General features: G+C 39.7%; 17 protein-coding genes, 4 tRNA genes and 1 other annotated feature. All 21 genes read left to right on the forward strand.

Going from position 1 to position 19,836, the window contains the following annotated elements:
* Window positions 1-198: 198 nt before the first annotated feature.
* The gene (locus ATC1_RS00890) at window positions 199-1,482 is read left to right on the forward strand and encodes an NAD(P)/FAD-dependent oxidoreductase (RefSeq protein ID WP_062277202.1); all 1,284 of its coding nucleotides are present in this window, start codon (window positions 199-201) and stop codon (window positions 1,480-1,482) included.
* Window positions 1,483-1,942: 460 nt separating this feature from the next.
* Window positions 1,943-3,310, forward strand: a complete 1,368-nt coding sequence (gene dnaA / locus ATC1_RS00895) for a chromosomal replication initiator protein DnaA (protein ID WP_082174597.1) — start codon at window positions 1,943-1,945, stop codon at window positions 3,308-3,310.
* A 570-nt stretch (window positions 3,311-3,880) separates the two neighbouring features.
* A complete protein-coding gene (locus ATC1_RS00900; protein WP_062277205.1) occupies window positions 3,881-4,570 on the forward strand; it encodes an NBR1-Ig-like domain-containing protein in 690 nt (229 codons plus the stop codon).
* A 348-nt stretch (window positions 4,571-4,918) separates the two neighbouring features.
* The gene (locus tag ATC1_RS00905; RefSeq protein ID WP_062277208.1) at window positions 4,919-6,478 is read left to right on the forward strand and encodes an NBR1-Ig-like domain-containing protein; all 1,560 of its coding nucleotides are present in this window, start codon (window positions 4,919-4,921) and stop codon (window positions 6,476-6,478) included.
* A gap of 333 nt (window positions 6,479-6,811) precedes the next feature.
* Entirely contained in the window at window positions 6,812-7,675 is an 864-nt protein-coding gene (locus ATC1_RS00910; protein ID WP_062277210.1) for an MBL fold metallo-hydrolase, read from the forward strand.
* A 246-nt stretch (window positions 7,676-7,921) separates the two neighbouring features.
* Window positions 7,922-8,902: a DnaJ C-terminal domain-containing protein gene (locus tag ATC1_RS00915; RefSeq protein ID WP_062277213.1), complete on the forward strand. Its 981-nt coding sequence runs from the start codon at window positions 7,922-7,924 to the stop codon at window positions 8,900-8,902.
* 4 nt (window positions 8,903-8,906) lie between these two features.
* Entirely contained in the window at window positions 8,907-10,712 is a 1,806-nt protein-coding gene (locus tag ATC1_RS00920; RefSeq protein ID WP_082174599.1) for a ribonuclease J, read from the forward strand.
* Window positions 10,713-11,035: 323 nt separating this feature from the next.
* A tRNA-Thr gene (locus tag ATC1_RS00925) sits at window positions 11,036-11,108 on the forward strand.
* Window positions 11,109-11,175: 67 nt separating this feature from the next.
* A tRNA-Tyr gene (locus ATC1_RS00930) sits at window positions 11,176-11,258 on the forward strand.
* A 91-nt stretch (window positions 11,259-11,349) separates the two neighbouring features.
* Window positions 11,350-11,422, forward strand: a tRNA-Thr gene (locus ATC1_RS00935).
* 48 nt (window positions 11,423-11,470) lie between these two features.
* The gene (gene tuf, locus ATC1_RS00940) at window positions 11,471-12,673 is read left to right on the forward strand and encodes an elongation factor Tu (protein ID WP_062277215.1); all 1,203 of its coding nucleotides are present in this window, start codon (window positions 11,471-11,473) and stop codon (window positions 12,671-12,673) included.
* A gap of 35 nt (window positions 12,674-12,708) precedes the next feature.
* Window positions 12,709-12,879: a 50S ribosomal protein L33 gene (gene rpmG / locus ATC1_RS00945; protein ID WP_062277218.1), complete on the forward strand. Its 171-nt coding sequence runs from the start codon at window positions 12,709-12,711 to the stop codon at window positions 12,877-12,879.
* Between the two features lie 40 nt (window positions 12,880-12,919).
* Window positions 12,920-12,993: transfer RNA gene (locus ATC1_RS00950), tRNA-Trp, on the forward strand.
* Window positions 12,994-13,058: 65 nt separating this feature from the next.
* A complete protein-coding gene (gene secE / locus ATC1_RS00955; RefSeq protein ID WP_062277222.1) occupies window positions 13,059-13,301 on the forward strand; it encodes a preprotein translocase subunit SecE in 243 nt (80 codons plus the stop codon).
* Between the two features lie 18 nt (window positions 13,302-13,319).
* Window positions 13,320-14,009, forward strand: a complete 690-nt coding sequence (nusG, locus tag ATC1_RS00960) for a transcription termination/antitermination protein NusG (RefSeq protein WP_082174600.1) — start codon at window positions 13,320-13,322, stop codon at window positions 14,007-14,009.
* 94 nt (window positions 14,010-14,103) lie between these two features.
* Window positions 14,104-14,529: a 50S ribosomal protein L11 gene (rplK, locus tag ATC1_RS00965; RefSeq protein WP_062277224.1), complete on the forward strand. Its 426-nt coding sequence runs from the start codon at window positions 14,104-14,106 to the stop codon at window positions 14,527-14,529.
* Between the two features lie 50 nt (window positions 14,530-14,579).
* A complete protein-coding gene (gene rplA / locus ATC1_RS00970; RefSeq protein WP_062277228.1) occupies window positions 14,580-15,299 on the forward strand; it encodes a 50S ribosomal protein L1 in 720 nt (239 codons plus the stop codon).
* A gap of 12 nt (window positions 15,300-15,311) precedes the next feature.
* Window positions 15,312-15,445: a sequence feature (ribosomal protein L10 leader region), on the forward strand.
* Between the two features lie 24 nt (window positions 15,446-15,469).
* Window positions 15,470-15,997: a 50S ribosomal protein L10 gene (gene rplJ / locus ATC1_RS00975; RefSeq protein ID WP_062277231.1), complete on the forward strand. Its 528-nt coding sequence runs from the start codon at window positions 15,470-15,472 to the stop codon at window positions 15,995-15,997.
* Window positions 15,998-16,051: 54 nt separating this feature from the next.
* On the forward strand, window positions 16,052-16,438 hold the full coding sequence (gene rplL / locus ATC1_RS00980; protein WP_062277234.1) for a 50S ribosomal protein L7/L12: 387 nt from the start codon (window positions 16,052-16,054) through the stop codon (window positions 16,436-16,438).
* A gap of 1,126 nt (window positions 16,439-17,564) precedes the next feature.
* Window positions 17,565-19,349, forward strand: coding sequence for a sensor domain-containing diguanylate cyclase (locus tag ATC1_RS00990; RefSeq protein WP_172667685.1), 1,785 nt, complete (start codon window positions 17,565-17,567; stop codon window positions 19,347-19,349).
* A 116-nt stretch (window positions 19,350-19,465) separates the two neighbouring features.
* The gene (locus tag ATC1_RS00995) at window positions 19,466-19,834 is read left to right on the forward strand and encodes an ACT domain-containing protein (RefSeq protein ID WP_062277242.1); all 369 of its coding nucleotides are present in this window, start codon (window positions 19,466-19,468) and stop codon (window positions 19,832-19,834) included.
* Window positions 19,835-19,836 lie beyond the last annotated feature (2 nt).

Genomic DNA, 19,836 nt, shown 5'->3' on the forward strand with positions numbered 1-19,836 from the left:
CAAATTAATTTAAAATATAGACATTCTTTTCGAATAGAGAAAGAAAATATGTTATTGTGATGTTTTTACGCTCTGCGCAAAAACGCCACAATAACTGTTTATTTTTTTAAATTTCGGAACACTGATCGTTGCGAGGATTCAGTGTCGTTCAAACAACGGGTAAAATTATTCTATAAAATATCGATTTAGGGAGTCATTATGCGAATTGCTATCATCGGAGCCGGGATGTGCGGGCTGACAACAGCATGGAACCTTCAGAAGAAAGGACATGACGTTACAATTTTCGAGAAAGAATCCATTCCTGGCGGTTTGGCTTCTGGATTTCGGGAGCCTCAATGGGAAAACTACGTCGAAAAATTCTATCATCATTGGTTTAAGACCGATACAGCGCTTATGCAATTAATGAAAGAATTAGATTTATTTCCTGAGGTCGAATTCAAAAAACCAACAACCGTTATGTTTTATAACGGAAAATTCTATCCATTTGATTCCATTCCTGCCGCCATCCTTTACCCGGGGTTGGGTTACGGCATCAATAAAATCCGTTTCGGATTCATCGGTTTGTATCTGAAACTGACGAAAAATTGGAAAAGTTTGGAAAAATTTACGGCGGAATCCTGGATGACAAAATATGCCGGCGCTGCTGTTTATCATTCCATGTGGGAGCCCATGATGGTTGGAAAATTTGGCGAGCAATATGCTCATCAGGTAAATATGGCTTGGCTCTGGGCAAGAATCTATTCTCGGACAACGCAACTCGGGACATATCGCGGTGGAATGCAAAGCTTTTTTTCTGCTTTCACCGCAAAATTAAGAGAGCGTGGTGTAAACATCCTTTTTAATTCAGCTATTCGCTCTGTTTCAAAAAATGGCGAAATCGACCTGATTGTTGAAACGGAGGATCAGACCTCTCATTTTGATCGCGTAATTATCACCACTTCTCCAAAATCATTTTTGGATCTGGTGCCAGAAATCACAGGTTCCTATCGGGATCAGCTCCAGTCCTTAAAAAGTATTGGCGCTGTTGTTCTGGTTGTTTCTTTGAAACGACCCCTTTCTCCAAAAGACTATTATTGGTACAATCTCCCGAAAAATGCAGGTTTCCCTTTTCTTGCATTGGTGGAACATACGAATTTTGTTCCTTCCTCAAAATTTCATGGAGAAACGATCATCTATGCAGGTGATTACCTGGAATCAGAACACGAATATTTTTCCCTTTCTGAAAGAGATTTATTGCAACGGTTTATTCCGGGGTTTCAAAAGATCAATCCAGAATTTTCAGCGGATTGGATTCTAAATTGTTGGAAATTTTCGACGTATTATGCACAACCGATCCCATTTCTTAACCATTCTGCTAATATTCCGGATGTAAAGACCCCGATTCGGGGATTGTACTTTGCATCGATGAGTCATATTTATCCATGGGACCGTGGGACAAATTATTCTGTCGAACTGGCAAATCTCTTGTCAAGTGTTATTTGAACATTATTTTTGTAAATTTGAATTTGGTTCTTCTATTAAAAATAATTGAATTTTCGGATCTTTAAAATCTCCAAAATAGAATTTGTGTTCCAATAAATATACGAATAAAAAAAATGGTATTTCATTCGAATTATGACGCACGATCGACAAATATTATGCAAAAGTTAGGCAGCCATGTTTGTAAACACGAAAATATATAGCTTTCAACTAACAATTTTAAGATTCTTAAACCTTAAAAGTTTCTGTTTTTTAAAGTTTAAGAATCCATTTTATTCTTGTTCTTAATGCTAAAATATTATTTATCCTTATACAGAAAATCATTCTGTGGATGAATTGACTATACCGATTAAAATAATCGATTTGAAAAAAAAGCGAAAACGAAAGATCTTTAAGATAACACGTCTTAATGTTATTTTTTATTCGCTTTTTTTGACCAAAAAGAACGGAAATGTGAAAAGTAATGGATAATGATGAAAAAATTAATGCTGAAAAAGCCTGGGAAGCGACGCTGGGACAATTAAAATCGTCCTTAGATCGACAAACCTTTTCCACTTTACTTGGAGCTGCAAAATTTGTTTCACAAACCAATAATACTTTTGTGATCAGTGTTCCAAATGCATTTACACGTGATTGGCTTGAACAGCGTCTGACCGAAACAATCGTGCGATTACTGTCAGGAATTATTGAAGCGCCTCAGCAAGTCAAATTTGTCGTCGATAATGGCGAGCCCGCTGAGCCTGCGATAAAGAACACAACCGAATATTTGACTCAGAATGGAAAACCTTATGGTCGTACTTTGACCATCAATGCTCGTTATACATTTGATAATTTCGTCATTGGATCATCGAATAACTTTGCACATGCTGCCTGCCGTGCAGTTGCGGAAATACCGTCTTCTGCCTATAATCCGCTCTTTTTATACAGTGGAGTCGGATTGGGGAAGACTCACTTGATGCATGCCATCGGAAATCACATCATAAAAAATACAGAAAAAAATGTTCTCTACGTTTCCTCGGAAGAATTCACCAATGATTTTATCAATTCCATTCAGCGTCACGAAAACACAACTTTCCGAGAGAAATACCGCAATGCTGATGTTTTATTGATCGATGATATTCAGTTTATTATTGGCAAAGAAAGCACACAAGAAGAGTTTTTTCATACATTCAATACACTTTATCAGCAGGATAAACAGATCGTTATCACATCCGATCGTTCGCCGAAGTCCATGTCCACGCTGGATGAACGGATGCGTTCACGTTTTGAATGGGGATTGACGGTAGATATTCAACCTCCGGATATTGAGACGCGAATCGCTATTCTTGCTTCAAAGGCAGAACGGATTAATCGAAAAATACCGATGGATGTATTGGAGTTGATTGCCAAAGGAATCCAATCCAACATTCGCGAATTAGAGGGAGCCTTGACCAGGATTTTGGCGGTTTCAGACCTTTGCAAACGGCCATTAGACAAAGATTTGGTGTTGATGTCTCTTGCGGATATGATTCCTGCCCATGCTGGATTACAGACCAGCGATATTGTTAATGCTGTTGCAAAAACGTTCGGTGTTGATCCGGAAAAAATCATGAGCCGAGACAGAAGCCGAGATGTATCCCTATCACGACAAGTCGTGATGTACTTAATGCGCGAGGAAGAAAATGTCTCTTTGCCGCAAATCGGACAGGCTTTGGGCGGCCGCGATCATTCCACGGTGATTCATGGATGTGAAAAAATTGCCAGTCTGTTAGAAAGCGATAACCGATTTCGCAGACAATTTAATCAAGTTCGAGATCAGCTTTATGGAATGCCGCATCCTGTTGCAGTCTGAGAACTCCGCTTTTTTCAAGAAAATAATATACAGATGATATTTTGTTAATCATTTTTATGCAGATGTAATTCGACCTAAACGAAATTAGGTTTTTCAGCAGTATCATAAGCATCCGTTACAGTGTGAAACCGTTCTTTCCTTTTGAAAAGAAGAACGGTTTTTCTATTTATTCAATCAGAAATGGCAATTTACTCAATCTGGATTCTCTCATTTGAAAAATTTGATGAATCAACAGAATTATTCAGAGAATCAGTTACTCTTTGTCAATAATTCGAAATATAGAATTGCTATTTGAAATATTCTGGAAAAAAATCACAACGCCAAAGAATCCGCCCGATCTTTTGAATTACTGCTTTCTAAAATATTTTTTAATTTTTTTGAACGGTTGATTTTTGGTCGGGAAACTATTTTCTTGATCCAGCGTACTAATAATAGAAAAACACATCGTTTGCATAAAAAGGCAAGTTTTTTCAGTGATAAAACACCAATTTTGAAAATAAGTACAGAACTTGCACGATAGGAAGTATTCAGAGAAATATCGGGCTGAAAATTTTTAAAAAGGAGGTATTTATGAAAAAGAAATTCGTTTTGGCGCTTCTTTCTGTGGTACTGATTTCCTTCGCTACAGCGGGAATGGTTTCAGCCGATGGCGACCAATGGTGGCAATATCCGCATCACAACAATCCGGATCCTTGGAATCAGAATTGCTGGAGTGGAAGTTCCTGGAATTGCGGATATCCCAATCCGTGTTATGGATGGAATTGCTACAGACCGGCACCTTCGTTATGCGGATCTTTTGTGAGCGATGTAACGATTCCTGACAAGACGTATATTGCGCCGGGAACCGCGTTTACGAAAACATGGCGAATTCGTAATTCCGGAAACGTAACCTGGACTACAGGTTATCAACTGGTGTTTTCGAACGGGAACCAAATGTCAGGTCCATCGGCAATTTCTCTTCCGTATAATGTAGCTCCAGGACAGACGGTTGATTTGTCTGTCAACCTGGTGGCACCAAATTACGGTGGCACATTTAAGGGAAACTGGATTCTCAGAAGCGATACAGGACAGACCTTTGGTGTTGGAGCTTCCTGTCAAGTTGCAGTTTGGGTAGAGATCACAACAACGCAGACATGGAATTACTATAACAATTGCGGCTATAACTACTATAATTGTTACCCGCAATGTTATGGATATTCATGTAATCAATATAACCCAAGACCGCCTTATGACCCCAATCCGTGGCCGAATTGGCCATAAACCAAAGGACTTTGCAGTTTGATCTGCGATATTCAGAAATCAACGCAATCAATACCTGAAAAAGAAAAACAAGAAAAGTCATCTGTTATGGGTGACTTTTCTTGTTTTTCATCTACTTTTCTCTTTGGTCTGATGATTTTCCAATGATTTGAACCGTTTAATTCGAAAATAATCAAGTTAGCATGAAACTTGCACTACACTAAGTAGAAAGAAACCGGGAAAAATCAATCCGGAGGAAGAAGAACCACGTTTGGATCGATGTATTCTTTATCAACCGAATTTTCAAAACCCGGAGACTGCTCTCAACATAAAGGAAAATACTACTGGAGATCATTATTGGAGGTAGATATGAATAAGAAGTGGATTGTTGTATCAATCATGTTGATAGGGATTCTTTTATTGGCAGGGATGAATGCGGCAGAAGCATCCGGCCAGATTTCACAAGAGCAATATTATAACGGCTATGATCCATATACTCCGGAATGGAATTCTCCCTATCCGAATTGGGATAACGATTGGTGGCAAGGTAATAGATCCGGCAATAACTGTAATTATGGCTATTGCTGTCCTGTTCAGTGGTTTAATCCTTGTAATCGAGCAGAATTTGTCCAGGATGTAACCTATGCGGATGGAACTTATATTGCGCCCGGATATTATTTTACAAAAACATGGAGAATTCGGAATACAGGATCCTGTGCCTGGAACAGCAGTTATAGACTGGTGTTTGTGAGCGGGGATAGCATGTCCGCTCCGCAGTCGATTCCGATACCGCGCTATGTGGCTCCTGGACAAACAGTGGATATCAGTGTTAATCTAATTGCCCCTAATAGTGTTGGAACTTTTCGCGGCAATTGGATGATCATGAGCCCTGATGGAACAACATTTGGCGTTGGTCCTTGCGGCGACATCCCGATATGGGTCAATATTTCTACATGGCAGAATAATTGTTATTGTGTTGGAACTTACAACTGCAATTGCGTGAAGCCTTGTTATGGAGTGCAATGCAGCCCAATGCCTCAATCCCATCAGACGGGCAGAAACCCGTTCTGCAATAACAAAATCAAGTCCAAGTCAGTCAGCGACGTGACGATACCCGACGGTGAAATCTTTGCTCCTAACACATATTTCCGTAAAACCTGGCGAATGACAAACGGCGGTACATGTGTTTGGGATGAAAGTTATACCTTGATCTTTACTGGCGGCGATTCAATGAGTGGTCCGGAATATATCCATCTTCCGAAGAAAGTCTATCCGGGGGAGACCGTTGAAATCAGCATTGATCTTCGAGCCCCTGCCAAACCTGGTTTGTATCGCGCATATTACATGCTTCAGGATAATCTGGGATATTCATTCGGTTTTGGTGCATATGCCAATACTGCTTTTTGGGTAGAAATTCAAGTTCGGGAAGAAGCTGCTGAAACCGCAGATACTGCCGATACAAAGGATAGTTCTGAGCCAGTTGTGGATAATCTAAGCGTCAACTCAACAGAAACGGTTGAATTGGAAAAACCGGAGGGCACTGACAGCGACATAAATCCGACAAGTATTCCGGAAGCGGATACCGCAGAGGCTGAACCAACTGCATTAAATGCCTGCGGTACACAACATATTGAGGTCGATCATTCATTGGAAGATACCTATAACATCACCTGGTATGTAACAAACGCTGGCTTTTCAACATGGAGTCCTGATAAATACACACTTGTCAGTTCGGGTATAAGCGATAATCTTTATTTAGACAGCGAATCCATTGTAATTCCTGAAACTCAACCTGGCCAGGAAGCAAAAGTCGAATTTACTGCAAAATTATGGAATAAAGATGATACAACGACGAAACCATGGATGAAGTTCTACATGAGTGATGGCAGTGAATCGTTTTGTGATGTTTATTTTGATCTCCAAAATTGATTTTTACAATCAAAGAGACCGGATGGATTTTCATCCGGTCTTTTTATGTTAATTTCTGCGATTCGAAATTTCGGAGAATTCTTTGTTGTTGTGTTGTCTTTGCGCGAGGTGCAAAAGCAACTTAACTACTTTTTTCTCTCAAAATTCGAATTGCTATTTTTTGAAAATTGTCAAATAATTCAAAAAATTTGATAGAAATTGATGAATACGCTAAAATAACATCAAATATCGGCATTTTTTTGATAAAGATATCGTTATCTTAAAAAACGTTGCTGAATCAAGAAAAATCTGACAGCGCTTTGCCAATTGTGAATTTATGTTAGGGGGCAGCATATGTTATACCAAATTAGTGACCATACATGGTATTTACCAAAGGATGATCAAACCAACCGGCCGGCTTTGGGATATGTCGCATGCGGCCGCGCCAGTCTGATGATCGATGCAGGAAATTCTCCCGATCATATTTCTCATTTTTATGGGAATGTTCGAAGCATCGGATTACCCGATCCAGAGTTTATTGTCTTGACTCATTGGCATTGGAATCACATTTTTGGTTTATCCGGATCACCTGCAAAATCAATAGCACATGCATTAACCAATGAACGCCTTCAGATCATGCAACGATGGGACTGGTCGGACAGTTCTCTAAACTCAAGGGTAGCTGCTGGAGTTGAAAATCCGGCTGCGGCGGAAATGATCAAAAAAGAAATGCCTATACGTCACTCTTTCAAAATAAAACCAGCAGATATTACATTCGTGGTTCAATGTGCTGTTCGAATCGGCGATATTGACTGTCAACTGATTCATGTCGGCGGATCACACAGCGATGATTCCACCATCGTTTATGTTCCGCAGGAAAGTATTGTGTTTTTAGGTGATTGCTGTTATGAAGATCCATATCGAAACGGATCAATCAAGCTCTCAGAATTCCAAAAAACGATAACGATCTTAGATCATTTAGAAGCAAAATGGTTCCTTCCTTCTCATGAAGCTTTGGTCGAAAAAGAAAAATACATGGAAAAACTTTTTCAAATGGAAGAAATCGGCAGCGTCGTTGCGGATACGGATGATATTGAGGTCGGACGAGAAAAGCTGAAAAACTATTTTAACAGGTTGATCACAGTGGACGAGTCTCGAATTTCAGATCAATTTGTGAATGGAAATAGAAAATTTGAAGTTCCTGCGGCTTTTCAATAAAAAATTTGTCATCTCTAATAAAAATCCGACAATTACATTGTAAAATCTTTAATAGTAGGGAGTGTCCAAGAGATATCCGGCACTCCTTTTTTTAAGCAATTATGCGGAATGTAGATTTGCTTTTGGGATAAAGAGAGAACGATAATAATCCTCCCCATATTTCAAATTTACTGATTTTTTGACCACTCGAATAATAGATCAAACGATTGAAGATATCGGAATAAATTCGTGTGATGAAGAGGAAACATGCAATACAAAGATTACTATCAAGTACTTGGAGTATCAAAAACTGCTTCAAGTGAAGAAATTCGAAAAGCTTACAGAGAATTGGCAAAGAAGTACCATCCGGATCACAATCCGGGTAATAAAAAAGCTGAGGAAATGTTCAAGGAGATCAATGAAGCGTATGCCGTATTGAATGATAAGGAAAAACGGGCACGCTATGATCAATTGGGATCGTCCTATCATGATTGGGAACAACAGGGCGGTAACAGCAGCAACTACAATTGGAGTAATTGGTATTCGACCACTGCACAAAAAGGAAATACTCAAAGTTCTTATCAAGATTTTAGCGATTTCTTCGGCAGTGAATTTGGAGGAGCAGGCGGGTTTTCCGACTTTTTTTCCCAGATTTTTGGCGGTATGGGTTCTTCCCAAAGATCGCAGTCCCCTTTTGGCAGTACCAGAAGGACACGCACAAGTGATTTTTCATCGGTCTTCCAACAAGATGTTCCGCAGATTCAAGAACAAAAGGTAACAATAAACCTGGAACAGGCATTCCACGGAACGCTGCTCATCTTGAATATCAACGGAAAAAAAATCGAAGCAAAAATTCCGGCAGGGGCAAAAAATGGAACGAAAATTCGCCTCGCAGGTGTTCTGGATCAGGCAGGTGGAAAAGGTGATCTGATTCTGGTTATTGAAGTGACAAAAGATATGCGCTTTGAAAGAAAAGGTGATGATCTGTATATTGATATACCGGTTGATCTCTATACAGCAGTGTTGGGAGGTCAGATAATTTTCCAGTCAATTGATGAAAAACTTGAACTTAAGATTCCCGCTGGAACGCAACCGGATCAATTAATTCGGCTTACTGGTAAAGGTATGCCAAAATTGAAAGACAAAAACAGCCGCGGTGATTTATACGGAAAGATAAAAGTAATCCTCCCGCGTACGTTAAATGAAAAACAAAAAAACCTTTTTGAAGAGTTAAGAAAGATAAAATAATTTTATGAGTGAACAAAAAGAACAAAAGATATCCGGAAAGAAAAAGGGACAAAGGACAGGAGCAAAACAGGTAAAGGAAACTCCACTTGTTCCTCAAAAAGTATCGGATACTCTTCAAGACAAATCAAATAAAAAAGCCTCCCACGGAAAATTACAGAAGGAACAGGATTTACTGATTCTTCCGTTAGGAGGTTTGGGCGAAGTCGGCAGAAATATGATGATAGTCGGTTTTCAAAACCAATATCTCATTATTGATTGCGGCGTCCAATTTCCAGACAACAGCATGATCGGTGTTGACTATATCATTCCGGATATGCATTTTCTGCAAGGGAAATCGAAACAAATACTTGGAATTCTCCTGACTCATGGTCATGAAGATCACATTGGCGGTTTACCGCATCTGTTTGATGTGATTGAAAATGTTCCAATATTTGCGACTCCTCTGACGGCTGGAATGGCAGAAGTCAAACTGGCTCGAGGCGGCAAACTGGCAAAAACCAAAATAAATATTAAGAACGCAGGAGATGCCTGGGATTTAGGTCCATTTCACATTGAGACATTTCACATGACGCATTCCATTCCTGACGGAGTAGGGCTTGCCATTACGACACCGGCAGGATTAATCGTTCACAGTGGCGATTATAAATTTGATCAGACCCCGATCGATCATTGGCCAAGCGATTTTGGAAAACTATCTGAATTGGGAAAGCGCGGTGTTTTAGTCTTGTTAAGCGATTCGACCAATGCGGAACGGCCAGGAACAACACCTTCTGAAATGGATATCAACAAAGCGTTTGAAGATGTATTTGCTGAAGCCAAAGGCAGAGTCATTATTTCCAGTTTTGCCTCTTTGATTTCTCGCTTACAGCAAGTCACAACCATTGCTCGGCGACATCGCAGAAAGATCTGTATTGTCGGAACGAGTATGATTGACAACGTCAGTCTGGCGACAAAGCTTGGTTATATCAAAATTCCTGAAGACAGCATCGTTTCAATGGAAGAGGCGCTAAGTCTTCCCGATAAAGAAGTATTAATTCTTTGTACAGGTTCTCAGGGAGAACCGACATCGATTTTAGGGCGTCTGTCAACTGGCAAATATAACGCGTTCAGTATTAAATCTGGCGATACGGTAGTATTCTCTTCTCATCCCATACCTGGAAATGAAGAAAATGTTTCAACTGTAATTAATCGGCTTTTCCGTATGGGTGCAAACGTAATCTATCATTCATTGATGTCCGTCCATGTTTCCGGACATGCCTGTCAGGAAGAAATGAAGCTGCTTTTAAATTTAATCCGGCCAAAATATTTCATTCCTGTGCATGGAGAATTACGGCATTTATATCAGCAGGCAAAAATCGGTATGTACATGGGCATTCCAGAACAGAATATTGCTGTGATTGAAAATGGCCAGTCGATTATATTCAACCACGGAAAAATGAGGTTGGGAGATCAGTATCCTGCCTCAATGGTATTGGTGGATGGATCCAATGTTGGCGATATAAATTTTGATGTGATGCGTGACCGGGAGAAGCTCGCTGAAGGTGGTATTGTGATCATCACACTGTTGTTTGATAAATCTAGCGGAGGTTTGTTTAAAGAACCGCGAATTCAACAGTATGGTGTTCTGGCTGAAAAAGAGATGTCGGAAATTCAAGAGGAACTAAAAAAAGCGATTATTGATTTTTGCATCAAAAATAAAAATTCAAACAAAAATAATCTTGAAAAAGATGTGGAACAACTGATCCGGAAATATTTCTACAATTCCATTCGCAGAACACCTTGGGTTTTTGTCAATAGCTTTTCTGTCTGATCGGCAGTTGAAAAAAGAATTCTTTATCGTTGTGTAATTTTTTACGCTTCGTGAAAAAATTGCACAACGATTTTTCTTCTCTTTCCTCAGGTATCCTCTCGAATTTGTTTGATTACTGCAAACAACCAGGTTGCATTTACTTTTTCAATTCACGAAAACTACTGACTGGTAATGATTTTTATTAAATGACTTGACCGTTGATTTGGATTCTGATAAACTGCTTTCTGTTTGCGTCGGACGGAGAAACGAGCGTTTTTTAACAATCTTGTCATGAAGAAAAAACTCTGTTATAATAGCCGACGCGAGGCGAACATTAAAATGTCGCCGACATAGCTCAGTTGGTAGAGCAGCCGCCTTGTAAGCGGCAGGTCATGGGTTCGAGTCCCATTGTCGGCTCAGTTATAAGTTGGCAAGTGAGTTTGATACGATCAAATTTACTTTCGAACTGATAACAGTTCCATTCGGACGGTTACCCAAGCGGCCAACGGGGTCTGACTGTAAATCAGATAGCAGAAGCTTTCGGAGGTTCGAATCCTTCACCGTCCACTGATAATTTTGTAGAGCATATTTATAATTCATGCTCTTCAAATCAGATCAAAGGAATATTTGCATCGGCGAAGTTCCTGAAGCAAGATAAGCCCTCATAGCTCAGTCGGTAGAGCGCAGTCTTGGTAAGACTGAGGTCATGGGTTCGAATCTCATTGAGGGCTCTTTTTGACGAATGGACTCATAACGTCCGGCAATTTAGGGAGAAAGAAATGGCAAAACAACATTTTGACCGATCAAAACCTCACGTAAACGTGGGAACCATGGGGCACATTGATCATGGTAAAACGACATTAACCGCAGCAATCACAAAGTATTGCGCGATGTTAGGTGAAGCAGATTTCAAAGCGTATGATCAGATCGATAATGCGCCGGAAGAAAAAGCACGTGGAATTACGATCAATATTGCGCACGTCGAATACGAAACAGAAAATCGCCATTATGCGCACGTGGATATGCCGGGACATCGTGACTATATTAAGAACATGATTACCGGAGCGGCGCAGGTCGATGGAGCGATCCTGGTTGTGGCAGCGCCGGACGGGCCGATGCCGCAGACCAAAGAGCATGTATTGCTGGCGCGGCAGGTGGAAGTACCGAGCATTCTGATCTTCTTGAATAAGACAGACCAGATGGATGATCCGGAACTGCTGGAACTGGTGGAGATGGAACTGCGCGACATGTTGACCGGATACGGATTCCCGGGAGACGAAACACCGATTATTCGCGGATCAGCATTGAAAGCGCTGGAGAGCACCAGCACAGATCCGAATGCGCCGGAATATGCCTGCATCAAAGAATTGCTGGCAGCGGTAGACAGCTATATACCGACACCGGTACGGGAAATTGAAAAACCGTTCATGATGCCGATTGAAGACGTGTTCTCAATCAAAGGGCGCGGCACCGTGGTGACAGGAAGAGTTGATCGCGGGCACATCAAAGTATCAGATCCGGTAGAAATCGTTGGACTGCGCGAAAAGAGCATGAACAGTGTATGTACGGGCGTCGAAATGTTCCACAAGATCGTGGATGAAGGTATGGCAGGAGATAACCTGGGAATTCTGTTGCGCGGAATTGAACGTGAAGACGTAGAACGCGGAATGGTAGTAGCGAAACCGGGAAGCATCAAGCCGCATACCAAATTCAAGGCGCGTGTGTATGTGTTGAAACGTGAAGAAGGCGGACGCCATAAACCATTCTTCAATGGATATCGGCCGCAATTCTACATCCGGACAATGGATGTAACAGGAAACATTGGATTACCAGAAGGCGTCGAAATGGTGATGCCGGGCGATAATGTTGATATGACTGTCGAATTAATTATACCGGTCGCATTGGAACAGGGTTCGAAATTCGCGATTCGCGAAGGCGGTCTGACTGTGGGTGCTGGTGTGATCACCGAGATTCTTGGATAGAAGGGATTTCAGCATAATCGCTGAAGGAAAAGAAAATGGCATCAAAAAAGAAAGATATTCGGCCGGTAATCTATCTGGCTTGCACGGAATGTAAAGAGCGGAATTATACGACACAGAAGAATCGTCGTAATGATCCCGGCAGAATGGAGCTGAGTAAGTATTGTTCTCGTTGCCGGAAACATACGATGCATCGGGAAACAAAATAATTGGTAGAACATTGCCGGTACAATCATATACCGGCAATTTAGGTGAATAGCTCAATTAGGCAGAGCGCCTGTCTCCAAAACAGGAGGTTGTGGGTTCAATTCCTGCTTCACCTGCTAAAAATGGCAACGCCGCTACAATAGCGGCGTTTGTAGCCATACGATAAGGAGTAGGAAAACCTATGGCAGATTTGAAAAATCAAAAAATCGTGAAAACAGAAGTAAAACAACAGCCTAAAAAAGTTGGCAAACTCAGAAAATGGTGGAATGAAACATTGGGTGAGTTAAAAAAAGTTGTTTGGCCAACACGGGAAGATGCCTGGCGGATGACAAAAATTGTCCTGGTAGTTGTATTTGCTATGGCAGCTTTTTTAGGTATTATTGATTTCGCTTTTTCAAAACTTATCGGTGCATTATTAGGATAAAAGAAGCAGGTAAAATCAATGAATTCTCAGGAATTTGACGATCTGGATGTTTCAGAGCTGAATGAAAATGCAGATTTTGCTGAAGACAGCAAAGCTGGAAAAGCAGCTGCTCCCAAGGCGAAACGGACTGCGAAAGTTCCGAAACAAAAGATCAATCAGGATGACGAAAAAATCGAAAGCACCGAAGAACGTGGCTGGTTTGTTGTTCATTGTTATTCAGGATATGAAAACAAAGTACGGCATAATCTTGAGCAGCGTATCGAATCTATGGGTATGAAAGAAAAAATATTTGATGTTGTCATTCCTACCCAGGAAGAGATTGAAGTAAAAGATGGGAAGCGTAAAACGATTGAACGTCATATATTCCCTGGTTATGTTCTTGTCAACATGATTCTGACTGAGGAATCCTGGTATATTGTACGGAATACCCCGGGTGTGACCGGATTTGTCGGAATGGGAAACCAACCCACCCCGCTGCGTACTGAAGAAGTCAGTTCAATTATCAAACGGATGGAATCAGAAGCTCCGGTTGTCAGCGTTACCTACAAAATTGGTGAAAGGGTCCGCATTGTGGATGGGCCATTCAACGATTTCCGTGGTACAGTATCAGAAATTGATCAGGAAAAATCTAAAGTACGCGTCATGGTAAATTTCTTTGGGCGTGAGACACCTGTAGAGTTGGACTTTTTACAGGTTGAGAAAGCATAAAAGAAATCGTTGTAAGATGAGAGATTCAGCTGCGATACTGATCTCTTGAAATTTGTGGAAGGATAAAATCCGCTAGTACCACGAAGGAGAAATTGTGGCAAAGAAACTAAAAGCAATTGTAAAACTAAATTTAAATGCAGGAAAAGCAAATCCGGCACCTCCGGTTGGTCCTGCGCTTGCAGGTCATGGTATCAACATCATGGCGTTTGTGAAGGAATATAATGCTCGCACACAAAATCGTGTCGGCGAAATTGTTCCTGCTGAAATTACCGTCTACACCGATGGTTCTTTCACTTTCATTCTGAAAACCCCTCCGGCATCATATCTGATCAAACGTGCAGCAGGAATCGAGACTGCTTCACCGCTTGCCAGTAAAGGCAAGGTTGGAAAAATTACACGTGCTCAGATCAAAGAAATTGCTGAAACAAAATTCAAAGATATGAATGCTGTTGATATCGAAGGCGCGATGAAACAAATTGAAGGAACTGCCCACAACATGGGACTTCAGGTAGTTGACTAATTTTATGTGGGAGAGTGTAAGAATACTCGATTGCACCACAAGGAGTGATAATGGCAAGACACGGTAAGAAATTTAACGAAGCACAAAAAAAAGTAGATAGTTTAACAGCCTATTTGCCGAAAGACGCATTGGCATTAGCGAAAGAGACATGTGTTACGAAATTCGATTCGACAATCGAAGTTCACATGAGAATGGGACTCGATCCACGTCAGGCTGATCAACAGGTACGTGATGTAGTTGTTCTTCCGAATGGTTTGGGAAAGACCGTACGTGTATTGGTTTTTGCACAAGGTGAAGGCGCTGCGAAAGCTTTAGAAGGTGGAGCCGATATTGTGGCAGATAGCGACGAATGGATTCAAAAAATTCAGCAAGGGTTCACGGATTTCGATGTGGCAATTGCTACTCCCGATATGATGGCAAAAGCTGGACGATTGGGTAGAGTATTAGGCCCCAGAGGATTGATGCCGAACCCGAAAGCTGGAACAGTTTGCCCGGCAGAAGATCTGCCTCGTGTTATTAAAGAAGCGAAAGCCGGTCGTGTAGAATTCAGATTGGACAAGTCTGCGAACCTTCATGTACCGATTGGAAAAGCCTCTTTCGAAGTTGAAAAACTGTATCAAAATTTTTATGCCTTTGTCGAAGCGGTTCGAAAAGCAAAACCGTCAGGTGCCAAAGGGACTTACATTAAGAGGATTACAGTAACTTCAACAATGGGACCTGGAATCAAAGTTGATCTGAACAGCGCTCAGAACATGGAACCACTGGCATAACATATCGTAATACAACCGCATAAGAATTCACTGTAGACAGCCGGTGCCGCAAGGCTTAATATCCTGCCGAGGCGAATGACAATCATCAACCGATGAGCTATAGTCTTTGCCTTGCAGTTTGAGGCAAAGACTTTTTTTAATCAAATTATGAAGGAAGGAGGATAAATTCATTGGCCTTCACAAAATCTGAGAAAAACGAAATGATGGCACGTTATTCCAAATGGCTTGAGAAAAGCAACGCCGTATTCATGATGGAATACAAAAAGATGGATATGAAAGTGATTGATGGAATTCGTGCAAAAGTCAGAGAAGCGGGCGGAGAATCCCATGTAGTCAAAAACACGTTGATGCAAAAAGTTTTGTCTGAAAACGATTTTGGAAAGATGGATCTTGCCAGTACAAATCTGGTTGGATTTGCTTTCAATGATGTTTCTGCGGTTGCAAAAGCGATTGTGGACATTTCAAAGGACTACGCTTTCCGCATTAAGGGTGGATATCTGAATAAAGATGTTATTTCTGGAGAAGAAATAAAAGCATTAGCCAGTCTTCCGCCATTGCCCGTTATGCGTGCAAAATTGCTTGGAACCATTTTGGCTCCTGCATCTCAACTCGCACGTGTTATCGCAGAACCGGGACGTTCGGTTGCTGCTGTGGTTCAAGCCCATGTTACAAAAGAAGAAGCACCTGCTGCTGAGTAAATGTTGGGACATTCGATTTGTAAAAAATAAAAATATTTTTGTAGGAGTTTTATAATGGCTGATATTGCTAAACTTGTTGATGAATTAAGCGCTTTGAGCGTTTTAGAAGCTTCTGAATTAGTAAAAGCTTTAGAGGAAAAATGGGGCGTTTCCGCTGCTGCTCCTGTTGCTGTTGCTGCTGTTGCTGCAACTGCTGAAGCAGCTGCTCCTGTTGAAGAACCGACAGAATTTGATGTCATTTTGAAAGATGCTGGCCCAAAGAAGATTGAGACCATTAAAGTGATCCGTGTCTTAACCAATCTTGGTTTAGTCGAAGCAAAACAAATGGCAGAAACTGCCGGTGGAAAAGTACTTTCTGCAGTTGGTAAAGAAGCAGCAAATGATGCAAAATCAAAACTTGAAGCTGCCGGTGCCGTAATTGAAGTAAAAGCTGCTGCATAGTTATTCCGTAAAAATAAAAAAAACCGCTTTTTTAAGCGGTTTTTTTTTACTCAATTTTTTGTTCCGACAAAGCATGTACGATTCCTTTAATTCAAAATTTGGATTCGCTATATGAATAAAGGAAGAAAAAATTATTGTTGTGAAATTTATACGCGAAAATAAAAACATCATAACAACAAAGGATTCTCTCCATATTTCGTATTGTTGAATATTGGAAGCTTCTCGAAAATACTTACTGCTTTCAATTTTGGACTGGGTTAAGATTGTCATAACGAATGTCAGTAGTTTTTCTGATCAATGACACATAATCAAAAAAGACTTCAATATTAATAAAAAAATAATTACAATTAGTAGTTACAAAAAGATGTACCTATTAAAATGATGGCTTAGAAATATAATCAAAAAAAATTGTTTCCCCTTTTGTCAGCTATCTAATCTGGTGTTTCAATATGGAAATTCAGTTTCTACGAAAAAATTGTAGTATGTGAATCGTTATCATATAAATCCACATGAGTTGAAATTAATCATTATTTAAGATTTATAACTACTACAATAAAAAGATTGATGAAAAAAAATTCTTATGGAACGATATTATGAATTATTTCGAGATATCTTAATGGAATATACGCTAAATGTCATACTATCTTAGAACAATTATTTACTGTCTCAAAACCGTTCCTTAAAAGCTGATTATTAAAATCGACACTATTCAAATGAATTCATATGAAAAAAGCTGCTATTGGAAGGGGAAATCAGCGATTCGAAATCGGAGATGGATGAATTGTAACTGATCATTTTTTGCTAAGCGAAATAATAAGATCAGTAATAAATATTCTTCCTTTTCTAAAAATGTTTATCGTATTTTCGAATTATTGAGAAAAAAGCGTCATCGTTTCTGCATTCTTATTTTGGATTTTGACAGGAATTTTCCTTAATGGGTGTATTTGAGAGAAAACACAAACAGACAAAAGATTATCAGGCAATAATAATTTCCGTAATTTTTATTTTGGGAATTCTATTTATATTTCTGTTACTAAAAGATTTTTCACAAAATATAAATAGAATTAAACGAAATGAACATGAACAATATATCAAAGAAATTTCTGCAAGAAACACTGTGTTGCTCATGTCAAAACTTGAACAGCCGTTGGATTTACTTTCGAATAGCGCTGTTTGGTACTCGGAATTATCAGAAAACGAAAGTATAAAAAATGACGAAGCGCTAAAGCTTGTACTTCGTGAGGGAGCATTTGACGCCGTATTTTACGCTGATTCAAAAGGATTGCTGTACTCTTCCAATACTGCTTTTTTGGATATTTCTTCCTATGACTCCTTTAAACAAGCTATGCAAGGTAAGAGAAATATTTCAGATGTAACGCCATATTCTGTTTTATATCATCAGCCAATGATCAGTTTTGCCAGTCCGATTCTTGATTCAAATCAACAACCGCAAGGAGTTCTCTACGGTTTTTATAATCCTCAAAAATTTGCCGAAATTTCCTCCATTGATACGGAAAATAAGAATGTAATTACGGTACTGATGGATCAGAAAGGCAACCTTCTTACGTCTTCTGATAAATCTAATATTTTCTTCGGCTCAGGAAATTTATGGGAAAATGAAGCATTTAAAGACCATATTTCCTGTGAAAAAATGCAGCAGGATATAAACTCCGGAAGCAGCGGTTTTCTAAGTTTATCAATCCAAGGAGAACAGCAACTTCTCTATTATGAACCGATTGGGATTAACCAATGGTATACCGTTACAGCAATCAAAAAGTCAGATTTGAGCAATAACAGTACATCGGTCAATCAGATGGTGATGGGATTGACAACAAAAATTATTGGATTCTTGATTTTCTTCTTTTTATCCACAATTGTTTGCAAGCAATTTTTTCAAAAACGAATTTCATCAACAAATCGCGAACTTGTTTTCAGTGAACAGCGGTTTCGTATCGCAGCTTCTATGACAGCAAATATCATTTTTGATTATGATATTTCTTCTAAAACGATTTCACTATCTGATCAGGGCGGTACGAAAATGATCCTTGATACGAAAGATCCAAATTTTCCTAAGAAATTGCTGAAAATGGATGATCTTCCGCAAAAAGAAAGTGATTTAATTATAGAAATCTTTCGCAATATCGATATGGGAATAGAGTCCGAATCCTGTATAATCTGTGCGGGGCAGGTAAATGAATTGGCACAGTGGTACAAAATCAGGCTGACCAGTATTTTAGATGACAATAAAAATCCAATTCATACTGTTGGGACGATTGAGGATATTTCTCAGCAGAAACATGTGGAAAAAGATTTATTGATTCGTGCCGAACATGATTCATTAACCGGATTATATAATCGAAAAGCTGCCATACAGAGAATTGATCAGGTGCTAATGGATCCGGCCAATCAAATATTGATGGAAAACGAAGTGCATGCTGTACTCTTGATTGATATGGATAATTTTAAACAGGTCAACGATACGCTTGGACACCTGGTTGGAGATCAGCTTCTGGTTAAATTTTCGGATTTACTGACAAAAAAATTTCGGAAAACGGATACGGTCTGCAGACTGGGAGGCGATGAATTCCTGATCTTTCTTCCAAAAATGAATTCAAAAGAGTTTGTACTGGAAAAATCACAAGATTTATGCAATGCAGCCAACCAATTTCTTCAGGGAAATCAGGATATGATTGCGGCATCCTGTTCAATAGGGATTGCCTTTGCTCCTTTACACGGGGATACATTTCATGATTTGTATCATAAGGCTGATTTGGCTTTGTACCATGCCAAACGTTTGGGAAAAAATCGCTGTTATATTTATGATAATGATTCAGAAGAATCTGCTGAAGTCGAATTAGAATCAAAGCCTGCTGAAGAAGTAAGTTCGGAAAATGAGAGCTCGAATCGATAAAATCAATAACAAATGATTTATGAAAAACATGGTTTAAAGTCAGCAATTAAAAAATTTTCTCGATTATAAAAAAATATTTTTAAAAATTCCGAATTAATGATCCAGAGTGAGGAACCTTGCTTTTAGAACGATTGATTGATCAATTCTCAATTTGTAAAGTCCAGGATTTTTCTGAGCTTCACTTTCATCAAACTCCGATGTTTGTCGGATATACTCATGAAGAGATTTCTATCGTGTGCAAATCGGATTCCGTTCCCCGTCATTGGATCGAACGAGAAGACGGATGGACTTGTATCCGGATTTGCGGCAAATTGGACTTTTCTGAAATTGGCATTATTGCAAGAATTTCTGCGATTCTTGCATCTAAAAATATTGGGATCTTCGTGGTTTCAACCTATAATACCGATTATTTTCTTATAAAGACAGAGAATTTTGCTCAGGCAGCAGAAGCGCTCGTTCAAAACGGATATCATTTCACCGAATAAAT

The sequence above is a fragment of the Flexilinea flocculi genome, assembly GCF_001192795.1.
Taxonomy (GTDB): Bacteria; Chloroflexota; Anaerolineae; order Anaerolineales; family Anaerolineaceae; genus Flexilinea; species Flexilinea flocculi.